Annotated in this window: 18 protein-coding genes; 3 read left to right on the top strand and 15 right to left on the bottom strand. The window is 64.8% G+C overall.

The features are described 5' to 3' along the window. Positions 1–175: 175 nt before the first annotated feature. The 11 genes from parC to rpoZ form a co-directional block, all read right to left on the bottom strand. A complete protein-coding gene (gene parC / locus P6U27_RS15820) occupies positions 176–2,434 on the bottom strand; it encodes a DNA topoisomerase IV subunit A (RefSeq protein WP_122402917.1) in 2,259 nt (752 codons plus the stop codon). Positions 2,435–2,495: 61 nt separating this feature from the next. Further along, the gene (locus P6U27_RS15815) at positions 2,496–2,783 is read right to left on the bottom strand and encodes a hypothetical protein (RefSeq protein WP_122402916.1); all 288 of its coding nucleotides are present in this window, start codon (positions 2,781–2,783) and stop codon (positions 2,496–2,498) included. A gap of 100 nt (positions 2,784–2,883) precedes the next feature. After that, positions 2,884–3,636: a DNA repair protein RecO gene (gene recO, locus P6U27_RS15810; protein WP_122402915.1), complete on the bottom strand. Its 753-nt coding sequence runs from the start codon at positions 3,634–3,636 to the stop codon at positions 2,884–2,886. A 170-nt stretch (positions 3,637–3,806) separates the two neighbouring features. Continuing rightward, the gene (locus tag P6U27_RS15805) at positions 3,807–4,187 is read right to left on the bottom strand and encodes a hypothetical protein (protein ID WP_407194277.1); all 381 of its coding nucleotides are present in this window, start codon (positions 4,185–4,187) and stop codon (positions 3,807–3,809) included. 21 nt (positions 4,188–4,208) lie between these two features. Continuing rightward, positions 4,209–5,135 carry a GTPase Era gene (era, locus tag P6U27_RS15800; protein WP_122402913.1) on the bottom strand — a complete coding sequence of 309 codons (927 nt, stop codon included), beginning with the start codon at positions 5,133–5,135 and terminating at the stop codon, positions 4,209–4,211. Beyond that, on the bottom strand, positions 5,125–5,961 hold the full coding sequence (rnc, locus tag P6U27_RS15795; RefSeq protein WP_122402912.1) for a ribonuclease III: 837 nt from the start codon (positions 5,959–5,961) through the stop codon (positions 5,125–5,127). The genes era and rnc overlap by 11 nt, the downstream gene beginning before the upstream one ends. After that, positions 5,958–6,722: a signal peptidase I gene (lepB, locus tag P6U27_RS15790; RefSeq protein ID WP_122402911.1), complete on the bottom strand. Its 765-nt coding sequence runs from the start codon at positions 6,720–6,722 to the stop codon at positions 5,958–5,960. Before lepB ends, rnc begins: the two co-directional genes overlap by 4 nt. A 249-nt stretch (positions 6,723–6,971) precedes the next feature. Continuing rightward, positions 6,972–7,391 (bottom strand): holo-ACP synthase, encoded by a 420-nt coding sequence (acpS, locus tag P6U27_RS15785; protein ID WP_122402910.1) that lies wholly within the window; start codon positions 7,389–7,391, stop codon positions 6,972–6,974. After that, entirely contained in the window at positions 7,388–8,140 is a 753-nt protein-coding gene (locus tag P6U27_RS15780) for a pyridoxine 5'-phosphate synthase (RefSeq protein ID WP_122402909.1), read from the bottom strand. The genes acpS and P6U27_RS15780 overlap by 4 nt, the downstream gene beginning before the upstream one ends. A 147-nt stretch (positions 8,141–8,287) precedes the next feature. After that, positions 8,288–10,570, bottom strand: a complete 2,283-nt coding sequence (locus tag P6U27_RS15775) for a bifunctional (p)ppGpp synthetase/guanosine-3',5'-bis(diphosphate) 3'-pyrophosphohydrolase (RefSeq protein ID WP_122402908.1) — start codon at positions 10,568–10,570, stop codon at positions 8,288–8,290. A 207-nt stretch (positions 10,571–10,777) separates the two neighbouring features. Beyond that, the gene (rpoZ, locus tag P6U27_RS15770; protein WP_007603391.1) at positions 10,778–11,170 is read right to left on the bottom strand and encodes a DNA-directed RNA polymerase subunit omega; all 393 of its coding nucleotides are present in this window, start codon (positions 11,168–11,170) and stop codon (positions 10,778–10,780) included. 331 nt (positions 11,171–11,501) lie between these two features. On the opposite strand from rpoZ, the gene P6U27_RS15765 reads away from it, so the two are divergent. Continuing rightward, on the top strand, positions 11,502–12,146 hold the full coding sequence (locus P6U27_RS15765; protein WP_027573659.1) for an NYN domain-containing protein: 645 nt from the start codon (positions 11,502–11,504) through the stop codon (positions 12,144–12,146). After that, the gene (locus tag P6U27_RS15760; RefSeq protein WP_122402907.1) at positions 12,127–12,798 is read left to right on the top strand and encodes a uracil-DNA glycosylase; all 672 of its coding nucleotides are present in this window, start codon (positions 12,127–12,129) and stop codon (positions 12,796–12,798) included. Before P6U27_RS15765 ends, P6U27_RS15760 begins: the two co-directional genes overlap by 20 nt. A gap of 82 nt (positions 12,799–12,880) precedes the next feature. Here the strand turns inward: P6U27_RS15760 and P6U27_RS15755 are convergent, their stop codons facing one another. Genes P6U27_RS15755 through dapA form a run of 4 tightly spaced genes read right to left on the bottom strand, consistent with a single transcriptional unit; the run spans position 12,881 to position 15,375 of the window. Further along, on the bottom strand, positions 12,881–13,480 hold the full coding sequence (locus tag P6U27_RS15755; RefSeq protein ID WP_122402906.1) for a peroxiredoxin: 600 nt from the start codon (positions 13,478–13,480) through the stop codon (positions 12,881–12,883). 4 nt (positions 13,481–13,484) lie between these two features. Continuing rightward, a complete protein-coding gene (smpB, locus tag P6U27_RS15750) occupies positions 13,485–13,958 on the bottom strand; it encodes an SsrA-binding protein SmpB (protein WP_122402905.1) in 474 nt (157 codons plus the stop codon). A 59-nt stretch (positions 13,959–14,017) separates the two neighbouring features. Beyond that, positions 14,018–14,431 (bottom strand): large conductance mechanosensitive channel protein MscL, encoded by a 414-nt coding sequence (gene mscL, locus P6U27_RS15745; RefSeq protein WP_027573655.1) that lies wholly within the window; start codon positions 14,429–14,431, stop codon positions 14,018–14,020. Positions 14,432–14,484: 53 nt separating this feature from the next. After that, the gene (gene dapA, locus P6U27_RS15740) at positions 14,485–15,375 is read right to left on the bottom strand and encodes a 4-hydroxy-tetrahydrodipicolinate synthase (protein WP_122402904.1); all 891 of its coding nucleotides are present in this window, start codon (positions 15,373–15,375) and stop codon (positions 14,485–14,487) included. A gap of 226 nt (positions 15,376–15,601) precedes the next feature. Here dapA and P6U27_RS15735 point away from each other — a divergent pair, with 226 nt between their 5' ends. Continuing rightward, positions 15,602–18,094 (top strand): transglycosylase SLT domain-containing protein, encoded by a 2,493-nt coding sequence (locus P6U27_RS15735; protein WP_376707322.1) that lies wholly within the window; start codon positions 15,602–15,604, stop codon positions 18,092–18,094. Positions 18,095–18,182: the final 88 nt, after the last annotated feature.

The raw sequence follows: 18,182 nt of genomic DNA, 5'->3' as shown, positions 1-18,182 counted from the left end.
GCAATCCATACGCTCGCGATGACGATGTGGAGACAGGTGCGCGCCACACTCTCGCTGTCGTCGCCCGGCTCGACCGGGCGACCGAGTATTCCAGCGACAGCGACGCATACGGAGAAGCCGCGGCGTACTGGATGCCCGGTCGAGCCGGGGCATGACACCGTTGGTGAGAGCCGCCCTACCCGATTACCCGGCCGAACTTGTTCGACTTCGGGAAACCCTTCGGCGGCAGGCGGCCGGCATCACCGCGATTGCCCTGCCACTCGGCAAGCTCCTTCATGCTCGCGGAGAATTCGCGGCCCGCGGAGTCCTTCCAGGTTAGGCCTGCCTTGGCGTCGAAGACAGCGACGTCGGAGAGGCCGCCGTCCTTGTACTTCTGCAACCGCGTCCCGCGGCCGCGCGCCATCTCGGACACCTGCTCAAGCGGGAAGACCAGCATCTTGCGGTTCTCGCCGATGACGGCGACGGTGTCGCCGACCACTTCGGTGATCGCGCGCGCCTCGTTCGGCATGTCGACGTTGAGGACCTGCTTGCCCTTCTTGGTGGTGCCGACGCAATCGTCCTCGTTGACGACGAAGCCCTGGCCCTCGTGGCTCGCGACCAGGAACTTGCGCCCGCCCTTGTGAACGAACAGCGCGACGGGTGCCGCCTCCTGCTCGAGGTCGATGAACAGGCGGATCGGCTCGCCGTGACCGCGCCCGCCCGGCAGCTTGGCGACATCGAGCGAGTAGAACTTGCCGTTGGTGGCGAACAGCAAGAGCTTCGAGGTCGTCTCGGCGAAGAAGGCGAAGCCGAGCTTGTCGTCCTGCTTGAAGGCGAGGCCCGAGAGATCCTCGACATGTCCCTTCATGGTACGGATCCAGCCCTTGTCGGAGACGACGACGGTGACCGGCTCACGCTCGACGAAGGCCTCCTCGATCGCGGCGAGGTCGTGCTCGGGCGCGTCGGCAAAGGTGGTGCGGCGCTTGCCGAGCGGCGTCTTCGGTCCGAACATGTCGCGGACCTTGCCGACCTGCTCGCCGACCTTCTTCCACTGCTCGGCTTCGGAGGCGAGCACCGCGTTGATGCCCTTGAGCTCGGCGCGGAGGTTCTTGTCCTCGGTGCGGATCTCCATCTCCTCGAGCTTGCGCAAGGAGCGCAGGCGCATGTTGAGGATGGCTTCCGCCTGAACCTCGGTGAGCTTGAACGCCTTCATCAGCTCGGGCTTCGGCTCATCCTCGGTGCGGATGATCTTGATCACCTTGTCGATGTTCAGATAGGCGATCAGGAAGCCACCGAGCACTTCCAATCGGTGCTCGATCTGCGCCTTGCGGTAGTTGCTGCGCCGGATCAGCACGTCGCGCAGATGGTCGAGCCATTCGCGCAACGCTTCGGCAAGGCCGACCACCTTGGGGATGCGGCCCTTGACCAGCACGTTGAGGTTCAGCGGAATCTTGCTTTCGAGCTCGGTCAGGCGGAACAGCGATTCCATCATCAGCGCCGGGTCGACGTTCTTCGACTTCGGCTCGATGACGAGGCGAACGTCCTCGGCAGATTCGTCGCGGACCTCGCCTACCAACGGCAACTTCTTCTGGTCGAGCAGCTCGGCGATCTTCTCGACCATCCGCGACTTCTGCACCAGATACGGAATCTCGGTGACGACGACGACCCAGGTACCGCGTGCGCCCTCTTCCTGCTGCCACCTGGCGCGAACACGGAACGAGCCGCGGCCGGTCGTGTAGGCTTCGGCGATGGCCTGCTTGGAATCGACGCAGATGCCGCCGGTCGGGAAATCCGGGCCCTTGACCCACTTCAACAACGCCTTGGATTTCGCGTCGGGCTTCTCGATCAGATGCAGCGCCGCATCGCAAAGCTCGGCGGCGTTGTGCGGCGGAATCGAGGTCGCCATGCCGACCGCGATGCCCTGCGCGCCGTTGGCGAGCAGGTTCGGAAAACCGCCGGGCAGCACGACGGGCTCTTTCGACTGGCCGTCGTAATTGGCGCGGAATTCAACGCCGTCCTCGTCGATGCCTTCGAGCAGAAGCCGCGCGACGTCGGTCATGCGCGCTTCGGTGTAGCGGTAGGCGGCCGGATTATCGCCGTCGATATTGCCGAAGTTTCCCTGGCCGTCGACCAGCGGATAGCGCGAGGAGAAATCCTGCGCGAGACGGACCATGGCGTCGTAGATCGCCTGGTCGCCGTGCGGATGGAACGAGCCCATCACATCGCCGACGATCTTTGCCGACTTCTTGAAGCCCGTACCGGGGTCGAGGCGGAGCAGCCGCATGCCGTAGAGGATGCGCCGGTGCACCGGCTTCAGGCCATCGCGCGCGTCCGGCAGCGCACGGTGCATGATGGTCGACAGCGCATAGGCGAGATAGCGCTCTTCGAGCGCATCACGCAGCGGCACCTCATGGATTTCGGCCGGTTCTTCCGGCGGAACGATTCGTTTTCCCATGCCGCCCGGTTAAACCGTGGGAGCGAATCGGGCAAGGATCGAGTGGTCCCCTGTGGGTGGCCTACTGGCCCGCCCAGCCGGCCGTGAACGTCTGGGTCTTGGCTTGACCCGGCGCTTGGGCAGGCGCCGGCGCATTGGTCAAGCAGCGGCGGGCCGCCTCGATCTCGGCCTCAGTCGCACCATGGGACCGTGCCCATGTCTCTGCGGCGGCAGCGGAATATTTCGCCACATAATATCGGACGAGCGTGCAGGACGCCCGGCGAAATACGCCAGGTTGCTGCTCGCCGGCAACTGCATCGGGCGCAAACGCAAGCAGCGCCGCGGACAAGGCGAAGCCCCTGATCAACATTTAGGCTGTCCCCCCTGTGTGGAACCTGAAAGCGAACTCGACTGGTCCGATTTGGTTCCGCAGGACCGCCCGCAAAGCAGCAATGCAGAATCGCGATGACTCATGGCGCGAAAATCGCCGCTCTCGCCTGCTGTCGCATCAAGGCATTGATGAAGCCGGCCCGCGCATCGGAATGGCCCTGCCCGCGCGGCTCCAGCACGTGGCGCAGCAGGAACAGGCCGGTCAGCCGGAAGCCGTCCTGGAGATCCTGCTCGGTGAGATCGCTCGCGGTCTCGCCATGCCGCAGGAACGGCGGCAGACGCAACAGCCGATCGCGCCACGGCTCGCCAGCGCCGCGCGACACCGCGCCGCCGGATTTCGGCGAGACATAGATCAGGTCCGTGGTCTCCCCGGTCACCGCGCAGTTGTCCAGCGCCAGTCCGAAACCCAGCTCGGCGAGCATCGCCAGCTCGAAATGGATCAAATGCACGGCGGCGCTGCCGATATCGTCGAAATCATCCAGCGAATGTTCGAGCAGCGCAAAGATGTCTTCGTGCGGATCGCGCTCCGGCAAGAGCCGCGCGATCGAGGCGAGATGGGTGACGCCATAGACGCCGTGGGACGAGGCCAGCAGCGTCGCCGCGCGCAGCTTCAATCCCTCGATCGTATAGGTCCCGAGATGCTCGTCGAGCCGTGCCCGCCACACTGCACTGACGCTGTTTCCGGGTTGCAGCAGCGGCCGCATCCGCGAGCTGGCCCCGCCGCGCACGAGGCCCAGATGCCGGCCGTGCGCGCGCGTCAACAACTCGACGATGGCGCTAGACTCGCCATGCCGCCGCACCCCCAGCACGATGCCTTCGTCGGTCCATTCCATGAGGGAATATTACAGGATTCCGGTGCCTCTCGCACGCACTCGTGCCCCGGACAAAACGCGGCGCGCAAGCAACGTGTTGCCGAGCCGGGGCCCATCTCTCCGCGCGCTCCCCGTGTCCCGGCTCTGCGGCGCAGCGCTGACGCGCTGCACCTTGTCCGGGACACGGGGCTTCACGCGTTGAACCAGCCCTGAGCGTCGCCGGTGAAGGAGAAGTACAGGCCCATGGTCGTCAGCGCGCAGGAGACGATCTCGATGGCGCTGTCGAGCTCCATGCCCTTCTCGCCGATGATCTGTCCGAGCGAGATCACCGACAGCACGAGCGCTGCCGCCAGCACCCAGCGCGGCCAGTTCTTGCGCCAGCGCGCCGCGAGCGAGACGAAATGGACCAGCAGCAGAATCATGCCGCCGGCGAGCAGCGTCGCCGTCATGATCATCTGCTCGGTCACCTCGGCATTCGGCGTACGGTCCTGCACGGCAACCGAAAGGGCATCCAGCATCAACGACGCATAGAGCAGCGCTTCGAAGCGCCTGACATTGCTGGGCACGCTCATCGGAAACCGATCTTGTCTTGGTTATTCCTTGGGGAAGTCCAGGCCCATCTCGCGGTAGCGATCTGGATCGTCGCCCCAGTTCTCGCGCACCTTGACGAACAGGAACAGATGCACCGGCACGTCCAGGATCTGCATCAGCTCTTTCCGCGAATCCGCGCCGATCGACTTGATGGTGGCGCCGCCCTTGCCGAGCACGATCTTGCGCTGGCTTTCGCGCTCGACGAAGATCGTCTGCTCGATGCGCACCGACTTGTCCTTGCGCTCCTCCCACTTGTCGGTCTCGACCGTGGACTGGTAAGGCAACTCCTGATGCAGCTTTTGATAGATCTTCTCGCGCGTGATCTCGGCCGCCAGCTGCCGCATCGGTGCGTCCGACATCTGGTCCTCGGGATAGAGGAACGGGCCCGGCGGCACCATGTCCGCGAGCGTCTTGCGGATGTCGTCGACGCCGTCGCCTGAGATCGCCGAGATCATGAACGTCCGCGCGAACTTCATGCGCTCGTTGGCGGCCTGGGCCAGCGCCAGCAGCTTCTCGCGCTGGACGAGATCGACCTTGTTGATGACCAGGATCTTCTCGTGATTGACGCTGGCTGCCTTGGCGAGGATCGCCTCGGCCTCCTCGTCGATCCCGGTTTTGGCGTCCAGCAGTACGCAGACGAGGTCGGCGTCATGCGCTCCGCTCCATGCGGTCGAGACCATCGCGCGGTCGAGCCGGCGCTTCGGTGAGAAGATGCCGGGCGTGTCGACCAGGATGATTTGCGCGTTGTTCTCGATGACGATGCCGCGGATCAACGCGCGCGTGGTCTGCACCTTGCGCGAGACGATCGTGACCTTGGCCCCGACCAGCGCGTTGACCAGCGTGGACTTGCCGACGTTCGGTGCGCCGATCAGTGCGACGAAGCCGCAGCGCGTCGGAGTGGGCGCCTCGCCGCTTGCTTCAGCCGTCATTGCCGCCGCCAACGCCTTCGCGTTCGATCATCACTGAAGCTGCCACCTTCTCGGCCGCGCGCTTGCTGCCGCCGATGCCCTCGGCCGGCGCCAGCCCCGGCAGATCGACCGCGACACGGAACTGCGGATCGTGATGCGGGCCGGTGCGCTCGACCTCGCGGTAAACAGGGGTCGGCAGCCCCTTGCCCTGCGCCCATTCCTGCAGCACGGTCTTGGGATCGCGCAAGGGACGGCGCGGCTTGTGCATCCGCTCGGTCCAGTTGCGCTTGACGAATTCGGCTGCTGCCGCATGGCCGCCGTCGAGGTAGATGGCACCGATCACGGCCTCGCAAATGTCGCCCAGCACCGACTTGCGCAGGCGCGCGTCGGCGCTGGGACCGACCGAGCCCAGCTTGATGTCGTCGAGCAGACCGAGCGACTTGGCGACGTCGGCGCAGCTTTCCTTGCGCACGAGCTCGGCAAGACGCTTGGACAGCTCACCTTCATCGGCGTTCGGGAAGGCATGATAGAGCATGTCGGAGACGACGAGCCCGAGCACGTGATCGCCGAGGAATTCCAGCCGCTGATAGCTGTCGCCGCGCTTGCGCCTGGACTTCAATGCCGAGACATGCGTGATCGCCTGCATCAAGAGGTTCGAGTCCGTGAAGCTGTGGCCGATGCGCGCCTCGAGCGCCGCATTCGCATCCATGCCCTTGGCCTTGCTGCTCCGCGCCCGCTTCTTCTTCGCAGTTGTCTTGTTTGCAGGCGTTTTGGCCGCAGCTTCCCCTTCGGGGCCCGCTTGCGCCTCGATCGGCTGGGTCGCGATGTCCTTGGCTTCGTCTTTCATCGGACGATTTTGAAGAAGCGATTCCAGCGCACCGCCCACGGCCAGCGCCAGAACGTCCAGGCATGCTCGCCTTCAGCGATGGAGAAGAAGATCATCTGGGCGCGGCCGATCAAATTCTCCTTTGGCACGTAGCCGACCTGGCCGAGGAAGCGGCTGTCGGTGGAGTTGTCGCGGTTGTCGCCCATCATGAAGAAGTGACCGGGCGGCACCGTGTAGACGTTGGTGTTGTCCATGTAGCCGTTGTCGGCGCAGTCCAGCGTCTCGTAGGACACGCCGTTCGGCAGCGTCTCCTTCCAGCGCTTCACCCGGGAGATGCCGCCGCCTTCCGAGCCGCAGGGGTCCTCGCCGACATATTCGCTCATGCGCTGCCGTTCGACGGGCGTGTCGTTGATGTAGAGCAGCCCGTCCCGCATCTGGATGCGGTCGCCGGGAAGACCGATCACGCGCTTGATGTAGTCGGTGGAATCGTCCTTCGGAAGGCGAAACACGACGATGTCGCCGCGGTTCGGATCCGAGCCCCAGATCCGCCCCGAGAACAGCGGCGGCGAGAGCGGAATCGAATAGTGGCTGTAGCCGTAGGAATATTTCGAGACGAACAGGTAGTCGCCGACCAGCAACGTCGCCTTCATCGAGCCGGAGGGAATATTGAAGGGCTGAAACAGGAAGGTGCGGATCACCAGCGCGATCAGGAGAGCGTGAATGACGACCCGGATCGTTTCACCGACGCCGCTCTCAGATTTCGTTCCTGAAGTCACGCTCATTGCTCTCTCAATTCCGGCCGCCGGTCACAGAGCGCCCTCCTGGCGCGAACAGCCCATTGCTTCGCGGCCCATGGAGATTGTCCTGATTCTGATAGTGAGGGCCAATTCCGGCGTAAAGCCGAATCCGCCCAAGCTGATTTGCGTTGGCGGACTTTTAGACTGTTGTCGGAGGCCACGCAATCAAGGATCGCATCAAAACTGAATAAGACATTGATTTTACGTACGAATTATAAAATTGAACGGAGGGCGTCAGAGCTTCGCCAGGGGGACGGCGGAAATGATGACAAAGGCCTGCGCCAGCGGCCAGTCGTCGGTGATCGAAACGTCGATCCGCGCCTCGAACCCCTCCGGCGTCAGAGCCTGGAGCCGGGCCAAGGCGCCGCCGGTCAGTTGCATGGTCGGCCGCCCGCCCGGCAGGTTGACCACCCCCATGTCGCGCCACCACACCCCGCGCCTGATGCCAGTGCCGAGCGCCTTGGAGCAGGCCTCCTTGGCGGCGAAGCGTTTGGCGTAGGTCGCCACCACCATCTTGTCATTCTTGGCGCGGCGTTCCGCCTTGGCCCGCTCGGCCGCAGTGAAGATCCGGTCGAGGAAGCGCTCGCCATGGCGCTCGATCACCTTGGCAACGCGGGTGATGTCGATCAGGTCGGAGCCGATGCCGATGATCATGCCCGGCTCCGGCCGCGGTCCATCGCCGCGCGCATCCTGCGCACGGTCTCGGCCAGGCCCACGAACAGCGCTTCGCCGATCATGTAGTAGCCGATATTGAGCTCCATGATCTCAGGAAGGGCCGCGATCGTCTCTGCCGTCGCATAGTCCAGCCCGTGCCCGGCGTGGACCTCGAGCCCCGCATCCTTGGCGAGCCTTGCCCCGGCCACGATCCGCTGCCATTCGGCCTCGGCCTTGTCGGTGTGGCCGTCGACGACGGCGTCGCACCAGGCGCCGGTGTGGATCTCGATCACGGGCGCGCGCAGCCGTGCCGCCATCTCGATCTGGGCGGGATCCGCGGCGATGAACAGCGAGACCCGGATGCCGGCATCGTTCAGCCGTGCGATATAGGGCCTGAGCGCGTTGTGCTGACCGACCGCATCCAACCCACCTTCGGTCGTCACCTCCTGGCGCCGCTCCGGCACGAGGCACACCGCGTGCGGCTTGGTGGCGAGCGAGATCCGCATCATGTCGTCAGTCGCGGCCATCTCGAAATTGAGGGGCTTGGAGATCTCCGCCTTCAGCCGCGCCATGTCCTCGTCGCGGATATGCCGGCGATCTTCGCGCAGATGAGCGGTAATGCCGTCGGCGCCGGCCTCGATCGCGAGCAGCGCCGCACGCACCGGATCGGGATTGCGGCCGCCGCGCGCGTTACGCAGGGTTGCGACATGGTCGACATTGATGCCGAGGCGGAGCGGAGGTGCGGGCATTTCAGAACTCACGAAGCGACATTTCCCTCTCGTCATGCGCGGGCTCGACCCGCCTGCGGGGCCGAAGCCCCTTCGGCGCGGCGAAGGCCCGCGTATCCCTCTTCTTGAAGAGATGGGTTGCCGGGTCAAGCCCGGCAACGACCAGCATCATCCATTAACACGTTCGACACGGGCGACGACCGCCTTCGCGCGCAGCTGGGCCAGGATCGCGCTCAGGTGCTTCAGGTCGTAGACTTCGAGATCGATCGTCGTCTCCGTGAAGTCAGGCGAGCGGCGCTGCATGCTGATGTTGTCGATGTTGCCGTCGTGCTCGGCGATCACGGTCGCGATCTGCGCCAATGCGCCGGGTTCGTTGACGTTCTCCACCTTGATGCGGGCCGGGAAGCGCTGCGGCGCGGAATCCTCGATGTCCCAGCGGACGTCGAGCCAGCGCTCCGGCTCCTCCTCGAAATCCTTCAGGGCCGGCGCCTGGATCGGATAGATCGTGATGCCCTCGCCCGGCGTGACGATGCCGACGATGCGATCCCCGGGCACGGCGCCGCCGTTCGGAGCGAACTTCACCGGAAGGTCGGAATTGATGCCGCGGATCGGGATCGCAACCGGGCTGCGCGGTTCCAAGGATTTCTCCTTGAGCTTGGCGGCCAGCCCCTTCTTGCCGCCGTAGCGCGCGATCCGCTCCTCCTTGTAGTCCGGGTACATCGCACGCGCGACGTGGGACGCCTTGATCTCGCCGCGGCCCACCGCCGCCATGACGTCCTCGATCGAGGTGCGCGCGAGCCGCGGCAGCGCGCCCTTGAGCTTGTCGTCGGCGTATTCGATCTTGGCGCGCTCGAACAGGCGCTCGACGATGCGCCGGCCGAGGCCGACATATTGATCGCGCACCGCGGTGCGCGTGGCGCGGCGGATCGCGGCACGCGCCTTGCCGGTGACGGCGAGCGTTTCCCAGGCCGACGGCGGCGCGGATTGCGCTTCCGAAGTCAGCACCTCGACCTCATCGCCGTTCTGGAGCTCCGAGGACAGTGGCGCGAACTTGCCGTTGATCTTGCAGCCGACCGCGCTGTTGCCGACGTCGGTGTGCACCGCATAGGCGAAGTCGATCACGTTGGCGTGGCGCGGCAGCGCGATCAGCTTGCCCTTGGGGGTGAAGCAGAACACCTGGTCGTGGAACAGCTCGAGCTTGGTGTGCTCGAGGAATTCCTCGGGATTGGCGCTCTCGGAGAGAATTCCGATGGTGTGGCGCAGCCAGGCGAACGCGTTGGACTCGCGCTTGAGGAATTCGGTCGGCGAGCCCACGCCTTCCTTGTAGAAGACGTGCGCGGCAATGCCGCGCTCGGCGATCTGGTCCATCGCCTCGGTGCGGATCTGGAGCTCGACGCGCTGGTTACCGGGGCCGATCACCGTGGTGTGGATCGAGCGGTAGTCGTTCTGCTTCGGCGTCGAGATGTAGTCCTTGAAGCGTCCCGGCACGACCGGCCAGGTGGTGTGGACGATCCCGAGCGCGCGATAACAGGCCTCGATGTCGCTGACGACGAGGCGAAAGCCGAAGATGTCGGACAATTGCTCGAAACCGACCGATTTGCGCTCCATCTTGGTCCAGATCGAGAAGGGCTTCTTGCGGCGGCCATAGACCCGCGCCCCGAGGCCCCTGTGGCGCAGATTGTTGGAGAGCTGGTCCTCGATCTCGCCGATCAGATTGCGGTTGCGCTCGGCGAGTGCGTCGAGCCGCTGCATCACGACCGAATAGGCTTCGGGATCGAGGGTGCGGAAGGACAGATCCTCCAGCTCCTCGCGCATTTCCTGCATGCCCATGCGCCCCGCCAGCGGCGCGTAGATGTCGAGCGTCTCCTCGGCGATGCGCCGGCGCGATTCCGTCGGCACGAAGTCCAGCGTGCGCATGTTGTGCAGGCGATCGGCGAGCTTGACCAGAAGCACGCGGACATCATCGGCGATCGCCAGCAGCAATTTGCGCAGGTTCTCGGCCTGCTTGGCCTCCCGCGAGACCAGCTCGAGCCGCTTCAGCTTGGTCAGGCCCTCGACCAGCGCGCCGATTTCGGGTCCGAAGATCTGGTCGATCTCGGCCCGCGTCGCCTCGGTGTCCTCGATCGTATCGTGGAGCAGCGCGGCCACGATGGTGGCGTCGTCGAGCTTCAGGTCGGTGAGAATCGCCGCCACTTCGAGCGGATGCGAGAAATAGGGGTCGCCCGAGGCACGGGTCTGCGAACCATGCGCCTTCATGGCGTAGACATAGGCGCGATTCAGCAGGTCTTCGTTGGTGTTGGGATTGTAGGATCTGACCCGTTCGACGAGGTCATACTGACGCATCATGCGCGCGCGGGGGCGGGCCGGGCGCGCGACCGGCGCAGTCGGGGCTACGGCAACCGATTCGGTTGCAGCCTGCATCTGCGTGGATCTGCGACGCCGATATACCATTCCGTCCTGCCTTCAAACGGGCCCTGACCCGGCCCGTTGTATACATCCTCGCCCCGATCGCGCTTGTGTCCGACCTATTCGTTGACCGGGCGCAGCGCCAACCGGCAACGCTATGGTAACCACGAAAAGGTCAACAAAAGCAAAGGCCCGAACGACGGTTCGGGCCTTTGATAAGATCACAAGAAGTCGATGATCGCGACTGAGGAATTACTCGTCTTCCTCGGGCTGCTCCTCGGGCGGAGCGAGGCCTTCCAGGCCCTTCAGAAGCTCCTCCTCGGTCATGCGCTCCACGGCGACCTCGGTGTCGTCCGCATCGACGCTGGCACCTGCGGAACCGATCAGCGGCACGGTATCCGGCTCGGGCTCATCCACCTCGACGAACTTCTGGAGCGAGTGCACCAGCTCCTCGCGGAGGTCCTCCGGCGAAATCGTCGTCTCGGCAATTTCGCGCAAGGACACAACAGGGTTCTTGTCGTTATCGCGGTCAACCGTTAGTTGTGACCCGGACGAGATCATGCGGGCACGGTGGGCAGCCAGCAGGACCAAGTCAAACCGGTTGTCGACCTTGTCGATACAATCTTCTACGGTGACGCGAGCCATGGACTGTCGCTCCGTTGTGGGTGGGACGAAAAGATGTGGATGATTGGGGCTAGTTATAGGGGCCGGGACGGTTTCGCAAGGCCAATTTGTAATTTGGCCTCGCCAAACGGCTCTGCTAACCCCACATTGGGGCTGGGACGGGTGGTTTTCCCCGGGCTGCCAACAGGGGCGGCCCCGAGTGTATGCGAGTCCGCCATAACTATACCTTGATTGCCCCGACTTCTCCGGATTTGCGGTTTCGACGGGTCTCAGCGCCACTTTAGAACCGCGCGGCTTGCTGTCCCCGCGCCAACAAAAAACGATCAATCTCGAACACTACGCGAGCAACTGAATGTCACCTTCTCCTACCAACAAGATCGCGCTCTTCATCGATGGGGCCAATCTGTACGCGACGGCGAAAACTCTGGGCTTCGACATCGACTACAAGCGCCTGCTGAAGGAGTTTCAGAGCCGCGGGACATTGTTGCGGGCGTTCTACTACACGGCCATCATCGAAGACCAGGAATACTCCTCGATCCGCCCGTTGATCGACTGGCTGGACTACAACGGCTACACCGTCGTCACCAAGGCGACCAAGGAATTCATCGACGCCTCCGGCCGCCGCAAGGTGAAGGGCAACATGGACATCGAGCTCGCGGTGGACGCCATGGAGCTCGCCGAGCACATCGACCAGATGGTGCTGTTCTCGGGCGACGGCGACTTCCGCTCCCTGGTCGAGGCGGTGCAGCGCCGCGGCGTACGGGTCACGGTGATCTCCACCATCGCCAGCCAGCCGCCGATGATCGCCGACGAGCTGCGCCGCCAGGCCGACGTCTTCACCGACCTCGTCGAGCTGCAATCCAAACTCGGCCGCGATCCGTCCGAACGCCCCGCCCCGCGTGACCGCGGCGAGCGTGGCGAACGCCACCACGCCCCGCAATTCCTCCAGCGCGCAACGACGATGGCGCCGAGGGGCGATGACGACTTCGAGGAGTGAGGCGGCCCGGTCAAACCGCCAGCCTCTCACCGTCCCCGACCGTGACTGTCCGCTCTGTCCGCGCCTGGTCGCCTTTCGCGAGGCGAACCGCGCGCGTGAGCCATCCTGGCACAATGCGCCGGTTGCGCCCTTCGGCGACATCAAGGCGCGCCTTTTGATCGTGGGCCTCGCGCCGGGAATGCAGGGCGCCAACCGCACGGGACGGCCGTTCACCGGCGATTATGCCGGCGACCTGCTCTACGCCACGCTGGTCGAATACGGCTTTGCCAGGGGCACCTATCAGGCGCGGCCCGACGATGGCCTGACGCTGGTGGACTGCCGGATCGCGAACGCGGTGCATTGCGTGCCGCCGCAGAACAAGCCGCTGCCGTCCGAGATCAACACCTGCCGCCAGTTTCTTGCGGCGAATCTGGCAACGATGCCGAACCTGCGCGCGATCGTCGCGCTCGGGCGGATTGCGCACGACAGCGTGCTCAAGCCGCTGAATCTGAAGGGTTCGCAAGCCCCCTTCGGCCATGGCGCGGTGCATCAGGCCGGCGCGTTCAAGCTGTACGACAGCTATCATTGCTCGCGCTACAACACCAACACTGGCGTGCTGACGCCGGACATGTTCCGGAGCGTGTTCGCGAGGATCAAGGCCGACCTCGACTAGGCCTCATGCTGGCCTGCCGGTCGTGGTTCACCTCTCCCCAACGGAGAGATGCGCCCTCGGCATGCGCCGGCTCAACCAAAACTCATCCGACCTTTGCGGACGATCCGTTGGCCGGATTGGCCTTCAGCCAATCGAGCACATCGCCGGCGTTCCGGTCGGGCGGGAACACCGGATAGAACACATGCGTGATCCTGGCGTCGTCGATGATCAGCGCCAGGCGCTTGATCAACGTCAGGCCTGCGACCTCCATGGTCGGCAAATTCAAGGCGCGCGTCAGCGCCAGCTTCTCGTCCGAGAGCACCGGGAACGGCAGATGCAGGCGCGAGGCCATCTCGGTCTGGTAGTCGTTGCTCTGGGTCGAGAGGCCAAACACATGGGCGGCGCCCGCGGCCTTCAGCTCGGCGAATAGATCGCGGAACGCGCAAGTCTGCGGCGTGCAGCCGCGCGCTCCCGGAATCATATCCCAATCGTCCACCAGCGCGATCTTGCCGGGCTCGCCGGTACGCGGATAGGCGAACACCACGGTCCGGCCACGCAGCGCCGACAGCGTCACCGACCGGTCGTCGGTCGCGAGCAGGCCGATCGGGGGCAGCGTCATGCCAGTCAGATGCGCGGCACCGCCGTCATCGGTGGGCGCCGGAATCTGGCTCCAGTCGACCTCGAGTAGGTTCCGCTGGTTCATCGCATTATCCCCTCGCCCGCATCAGCCGGCCCTTCTCGCGACTCCAGTCGCGCTTCTTCTCGCTCTCGCGCTTGTCGTGCAGCTTCTTGCCCTTGGCAACCGCGAGCTGCAATTTGGCGCGACCGCGCTCGTTGAAGTAAAGCTTGAGCGGGATCAGCGTCATGCCCTCGCGGTCGACCGCCCCCATCAGCTTGTTGATTTGCCGGCGATGCAGCAGCAGCTTTCGCGGCCGCTTGGGCTCGTGATTGAAGCGATTGCCCTGGAGATATTCGGGAATGGTGGCGTTGATCAGCCAGATCTCGCCGTCCTTTGAATCGGCGTAGGATTCCGCGATCGTGCTTTTGCCGCTGCGGATCGACTTGACCTCGGTGCCGGTCAGCGCAATGCCCGCCTCGACCGTGTCTTCGATCGCATAGTTGAAGCGGGCCTTGCGATTCTCCGCCATGACCTTGATCGGACGTTCGTTCTTATCGGCCATGATGCGTTAACCTGATCGAGATGGGCGCGGATTCTAACAGTTCGGATGAAGCGCGCGCGTCACTTCTTGAGGAGATCGCGGATCTCGGTCAGGAGTTCGACTTCGGCCGAGGGCTTTGGCGGCGCGGCCGGAGCGGCCTCGTCCTTGCGCTTCAGGGTGTTCATGGCGCGGATCACCAGGAACAGCACGAACGCGATGATGATGAAGTTGATCGTCAGCGTGAGGAAGCTGCCCCAAGCCAGCACGGCGCCTTGCTTTTTCGCATCGGCTAAGTTGGTGGCTGTGACCTTCGCCGACAAGGGGGTGAAGTAGTTCGAGAAGTCGAGCCCGCCGGTGACGGCACCGATGATCGGCATGATCACGTCGCCGACCAGCGAGTTGACGATGGCGCCGAACGCCGCGCCGATGATGACGCCGACCGCGAGGTCGACGACATTGCCCTTCATCGCGAACTCGCGGAACTCCTTCAGCATCCGTGCGCCCTTCTCCTCGACGCTCATGAAAGACCCCCCGGCGTGCTAAGGCGTCAGTTGATCAGTCCGGCGTGAACCATCGCGCTGCGCACGGCAACGCGGGTCGGCTCGGAAACCGGAACCATCGGCAGCCGCAACGTCTCGTCCAGCTTGCCGAGCAGCGACATCGCGTACTTGATCGGCGCCGGGTTGCTCTCGATGAAGAGGTTGTTGTGCAGCGGCATCAGCTTGTCGTGGATGGCGAGCGCCGACTTGGTGTCACCCTTCTGCCAGGCGGCGTGGAACTCCGAGCACAGGCGCGGCGCCACGTTCGAGGTCACCGAGATGCAGCCATGGCCGCCATGGGCCATGTAGCCGATGATGGTGGCGTCCTCGCCCGAAAGCTGGTTGAAATCCTCGCCCATCGCCGCGCGCTGCTGCGACACGCGAACCATGCTGGCTGTGGCATCCTTCACGCCGGCGATGTTCTTCAGCTCCCACAGCCGCTTCATGGTGTCGACCGACATGTCGATCACCGAGCGCGGCGGAATGTTGTAGATGATGATCGGAATCCCGATCGCATCGTTGATCGCCTTGAAGTGCTGGTACATCCCCTCCTGGGTCGGCTTGTTGTAATAGGGCGTGACGATCAACACGGCGTCTGCGCCCGCCTTCTCGGCGTGCTGGGAGAGTTCGATCGCCTCCTTGGTCGAGTTGGAGCCGGCTCCCGCGATGACGGGCACGCGGCCTTTGGCCTCAGCGATGCACCATTCGACGACCTTCTTGTGCTCGTCATGGCTGAGCGTCGGGCTCTCGCCGGTGGTGCCGACCGGAACGAGGCCGTTCGTCCCCTCGGAAATCTGCCAGTTGACCAGGGAGCGGAAAGCCGCCTCGTCCAGCGAGCCGTTCTTGAACGGGGTGACCAAGGCGGTGAACGATCCCCGGAATTTCGTCTTGGCTGCCATGGACTTCCTCCGTACGCGGCAATCTTGAGAGCAAGCCCCATACATATCGGGTCTATCCCGGCGGTAAAAGGGCCGCCTCGGTGCGAGGCTGCGTTTAGGCCGCGATTTTGCCGCGGTGATGGTGCAAATCGGACCGAGGTAAGCGGGCGTTGGTATTTTCTCCGCATATTCAATCAAATTCAGCTAGGTCTTGAGCCACTTCACTGATTCGGGGCGACCAAACGCCGTGACCTCCTTTGCTCGTGCCACATGGCGATCCCTAGGTCTGGCCGTGTGCCTGATGGCCGGGCTGTCGGTGGGCTGCGCCGCGCTCGCCAAGTCCAATGAGTCCAATGAGATGGCCGCGGAGGCCAAGGATACCGCGAAGCCAGCCGCCAAGGACGCGGCGAAGGAGCCCGTCAAGGGATCAGCCAAGGCCTCAGCCAAGGGAACCGGCAAGGACGCAGCGAAGAGCGCGGGCAAGAGTGCGGCTGGCGCCCCGGCCAAGGACGCAGCAAAGAATCCTGCCAAGGATGCTGCTGGTAAGGAACCTGCGAAAGACAAGTCGAAACCCGCCGCAGCAGTCTCCTCGCCAAAGTCACAGCCGACCGCGAACGGGTCGCCGGCCAAAACCGCATCACCCAAAACCGCACCGCCTAAGACCGCACCGCCCAAGACCGCACCGCCCAAGACCGAGCCGGCGGTGACGGCCACCGTCAGACCCACCGCCCCTGTCACCGCCAAGCCGGTTACAGCTCCCGTCCTGGCTCCTGCGACGCGCCAGCATGCGGCGCCGCGCAAGCCGGTCATCCCGGCCGCCGTCGCTGCGACGTCGTCGACGTCGCAAGCGGACAAGGACACGCTGGAGAGCGTCATCGAGCTCGTGCGCAAGCGCAAGGCCGGTGACGCCACCAATGCGGCCACCGGCATATCGGATCCGGTCGCGCGAAAGCTCGCCGAATGGATCATCCTGCGCAGCGAGGATAACGGCGCGAGCGTGGAACGCTATCGCGCCTTCCTCTCCGCCAATCCGAGCTGGCCGTCGCAGACTTTCCTGCGCCGGCGCCTCGAGGCCGCGATGTGGGACGACAGGCGCGACGATTCGGTCGCGTGGTCATGGTTCGAGAACGAGTCTCCGATCTCCGCCAAGGGCCGCTTCATGCTCGCCAAGGCGATGCTGGGGCGCGGTGACCGCGCCAATGCCGAGCGGCTGGTGCGCGAGGCCTGGCGCAGCGATCCGATGTCGGAGGAGACCGAGAACAACGCGCTCGACCAGTTCGGCGCTCTGCTTACGCCGGGCGATCAGAAGGCGCGGATGGACACCCTGCTCTACGGCAGCGAGACCGAGGCGGCGCTGCGCGCCGCAAAGCGGCTCGGCGCCGGCTATGTCGCGCTCGCCAAGGCCCGCATCGCCGCGGTCAAGAAGGCGCCGAACGCGCGGGCACTGCTCGACGCGGTGCCGCGCGAGCTGCACAGCGATCCCGGCTTCATCTTCAGCAAGATCCAGCTCTTGCGCCGGGAGGAGAAGTTCGCCGAGGCCGCCCAGCTGATGCTGTCCGCGCCCAAGGATCCGGGTCGCCTCCACAATCTCGACGAATGGTGGATCGAGCGGCGCCTGTTGGCGCGCAAGATGATCGACACCGAGGAATTCCGCAGTGCCTATCTGATCGCGCGCGACGCCGCCCTGCCCTCGCGCGACATCTACAAGACCGAGCAGGAGTTCACCGCCGGGTGGATCGCGCTGCGCTTCCTCAACGACCCCGCGACCGCCGCCCAGCATTTTGCCCGCATCGGCGTCGGCAGCGTCAACCCGACCACGCTGGCGCGCGCCGGCTATTGGCAGGGCCGTGCCGCGGAGGCGATGGGCCGCCAGCAGGAGGCGCGCAACGCCTATGCCCGCGCGGCCGAGCAGTCGACCAGCTATTACGGCCAGCTCGCGCGGGCAAAACTCGGCCTGCCGCAGATCGAGCTCAACAGCCAGCCGCGCGGGCGCGGCGCCGAGCGGCTGGAGATCGTGCGCGCCGCGCAACTGCTCTACGAGCTCGACGAACGCGAGCTCGCGGTGCCCATGCTCGCCGACATGGGTGAGAACGGCGATCCCGAGGCGCTTGCCGGCCTTGGCGAGCTCACCCAGCGCTACAGCGATGCGCGCGGCATGTTGCTGGTCGGCAAGGCCGCGCTCAATCGCGGCCTGCCGTTCGACTTCTACGCCTACCCCGTCAATGGCATTCCGCATTTCACGCCGATCGGCCCCGAGGTCGAGCGCAGCATCGTCTACGCCATTGCCCGGCAGGAGAGCGCGTTCAATCCGTCGGTGGTCTCGCCGGCCCAGGCCTACGGGCTGATGCAGGTGACGCCGGATGCCGCGCGCTATGTCTGCAAGCGGCACGGCGCGACCTACGACCTGGGACGGCTGAAGAACGATTCGGTCTACAACGCCACGCTCGGCTCGGCCGAGCTCGGCGGACTGCTAGAGGATTATCGCGGCTCCTACATCATGACCTTCGCCGCCTACAATGCCGGCCGCGGCAGTGTGAAGAAGTGGATCGAACGCTACGGCGATCCGCGCGACCCCAAGGTCGACGCTGTCGATTGGGTCGAGCTGATTCCATTCTCCGAGACGCGCAACTACGTGCAGCGGATCATGGAGAACCTGCAAGTCTACCGCGCCCGCTTCGGCGGCGGCACGCGCCTGCAGATCGAAGCCGATCTGCGCCGCGGCGTCGGAAGCGTGGAATAGCCGATCTCCGCTCTCGCTTCGCAGGCCGGCGCATCGGGGAACGAGCGCCGTCCCGGTCAGGACCCGAGCAGGCGAAGCATCTCGATTG

Source organism: Bradyrhizobium sp. STM 3566, assembly GCF_045571445.1.
GTDB lineage: Bacteria > Pseudomonadota > Alphaproteobacteria > Rhizobiales > Xanthobacteraceae > Bradyrhizobium > Bradyrhizobium vignae.
The sequence above is the reverse complement of the archived record's forward strand: the minus strand, read 5'-3'. Positions and strand labels throughout refer to the sequence as shown.

Bases quoted from the DNA above. Each gene is read 5' to 3' on its own strand.
- parC (WP_122402917.1), bottom strand. From the start codon at position 2,434: ATGGGAAAACGAATCGTTCCGCCGGAAGAACCGGCCGAAATCCATGAG.
- P6U27_RS15815 (WP_122402916.1), bottom strand. From the start codon at position 2,783: ATGTTGATCAGGGGCTTCGCCTTGTCCGCGGCGCTGCTTGCGTTTGCG.
- recO (WP_122402915.1), bottom strand. From the start codon at position 3,636: ATGGAATGGACCGACGAAGGCATCGTGCTGGGGGTGCGGCGGCATGGC.
- P6U27_RS15805 (WP_407194277.1), bottom strand. From the start codon at position 4,187: ATGAGCGTGCCCAGCAATGTCAGGCGCTTCGAAGCGCTGCTCTATGCG.
- era (WP_122402913.1), bottom strand. From the start codon at position 5,135: ATGACGGCTGAAGCAAGCGGCGAGGCGCCCACTCCGACGCGCTGCGGC.
- rnc (WP_122402912.1), bottom strand. From the start codon at position 5,961: ATGAAAGACGAAGCCAAGGACATCGCGACCCAGCCGATCGAGGCGCAA.
- lepB (WP_122402911.1), bottom strand. From the start codon at position 6,722: ATGAGCGTGACTTCAGGAACGAAATCTGAGAGCGGCGTCGGTGAAACG.
- acpS (WP_122402910.1), bottom strand. From the start codon at position 7,391: ATGATCATCGGCATCGGCTCCGACCTGATCGACATCACCCGCGTTGCC.
- P6U27_RS15780 (WP_122402909.1), bottom strand. From the start codon at position 8,140: ATGCCCGCACCTCCGCTCCGCCTCGGCATCAATGTCGACCATGTCGCA.
- P6U27_RS15775 (WP_122402908.1), bottom strand. From the start codon at position 10,570: ATGGTATATCGGCGTCGCAGATCCACGCAGATGCAGGCTGCAACCGAA.
- rpoZ (WP_007603391.1), bottom strand. From the start codon at position 11,170: ATGGCTCGCGTCACCGTAGAAGATTGTATCGACAAGGTCGACAACCGG.
- P6U27_RS15765 (WP_027573659.1), top strand. From the start codon at position 11,502: ATGTCACCTTCTCCTACCAACAAGATCGCGCTCTTCATCGATGGGGCC.
- P6U27_RS15760 (WP_122402907.1), top strand. From the start codon at position 12,127: ATGACGACTTCGAGGAGTGAGGCGGCCCGGTCAAACCGCCAGCCTCTC.
- P6U27_RS15755 (WP_122402906.1), bottom strand. From the start codon at position 13,480: ATGAACCAGCGGAACCTACTCGAGGTCGACTGGAGCCAGATTCCGGCG.
- smpB (WP_122402905.1), bottom strand. From the start codon at position 13,958: ATGGCCGATAAGAACGAACGTCCGATCAAGGTCATGGCGGAGAATCGC.
- mscL (WP_027573655.1), bottom strand. From the start codon at position 14,431: ATGCTGAAGGAGTTCCGCGAGTTCGCGATGAAGGGCAATGTCGTCGAC.
- dapA (WP_122402904.1), bottom strand. From the start codon at position 15,375: ATGGCAGCCAAGACGAAATTCCGGGGATCGTTCACCGCCTTGGTCACC.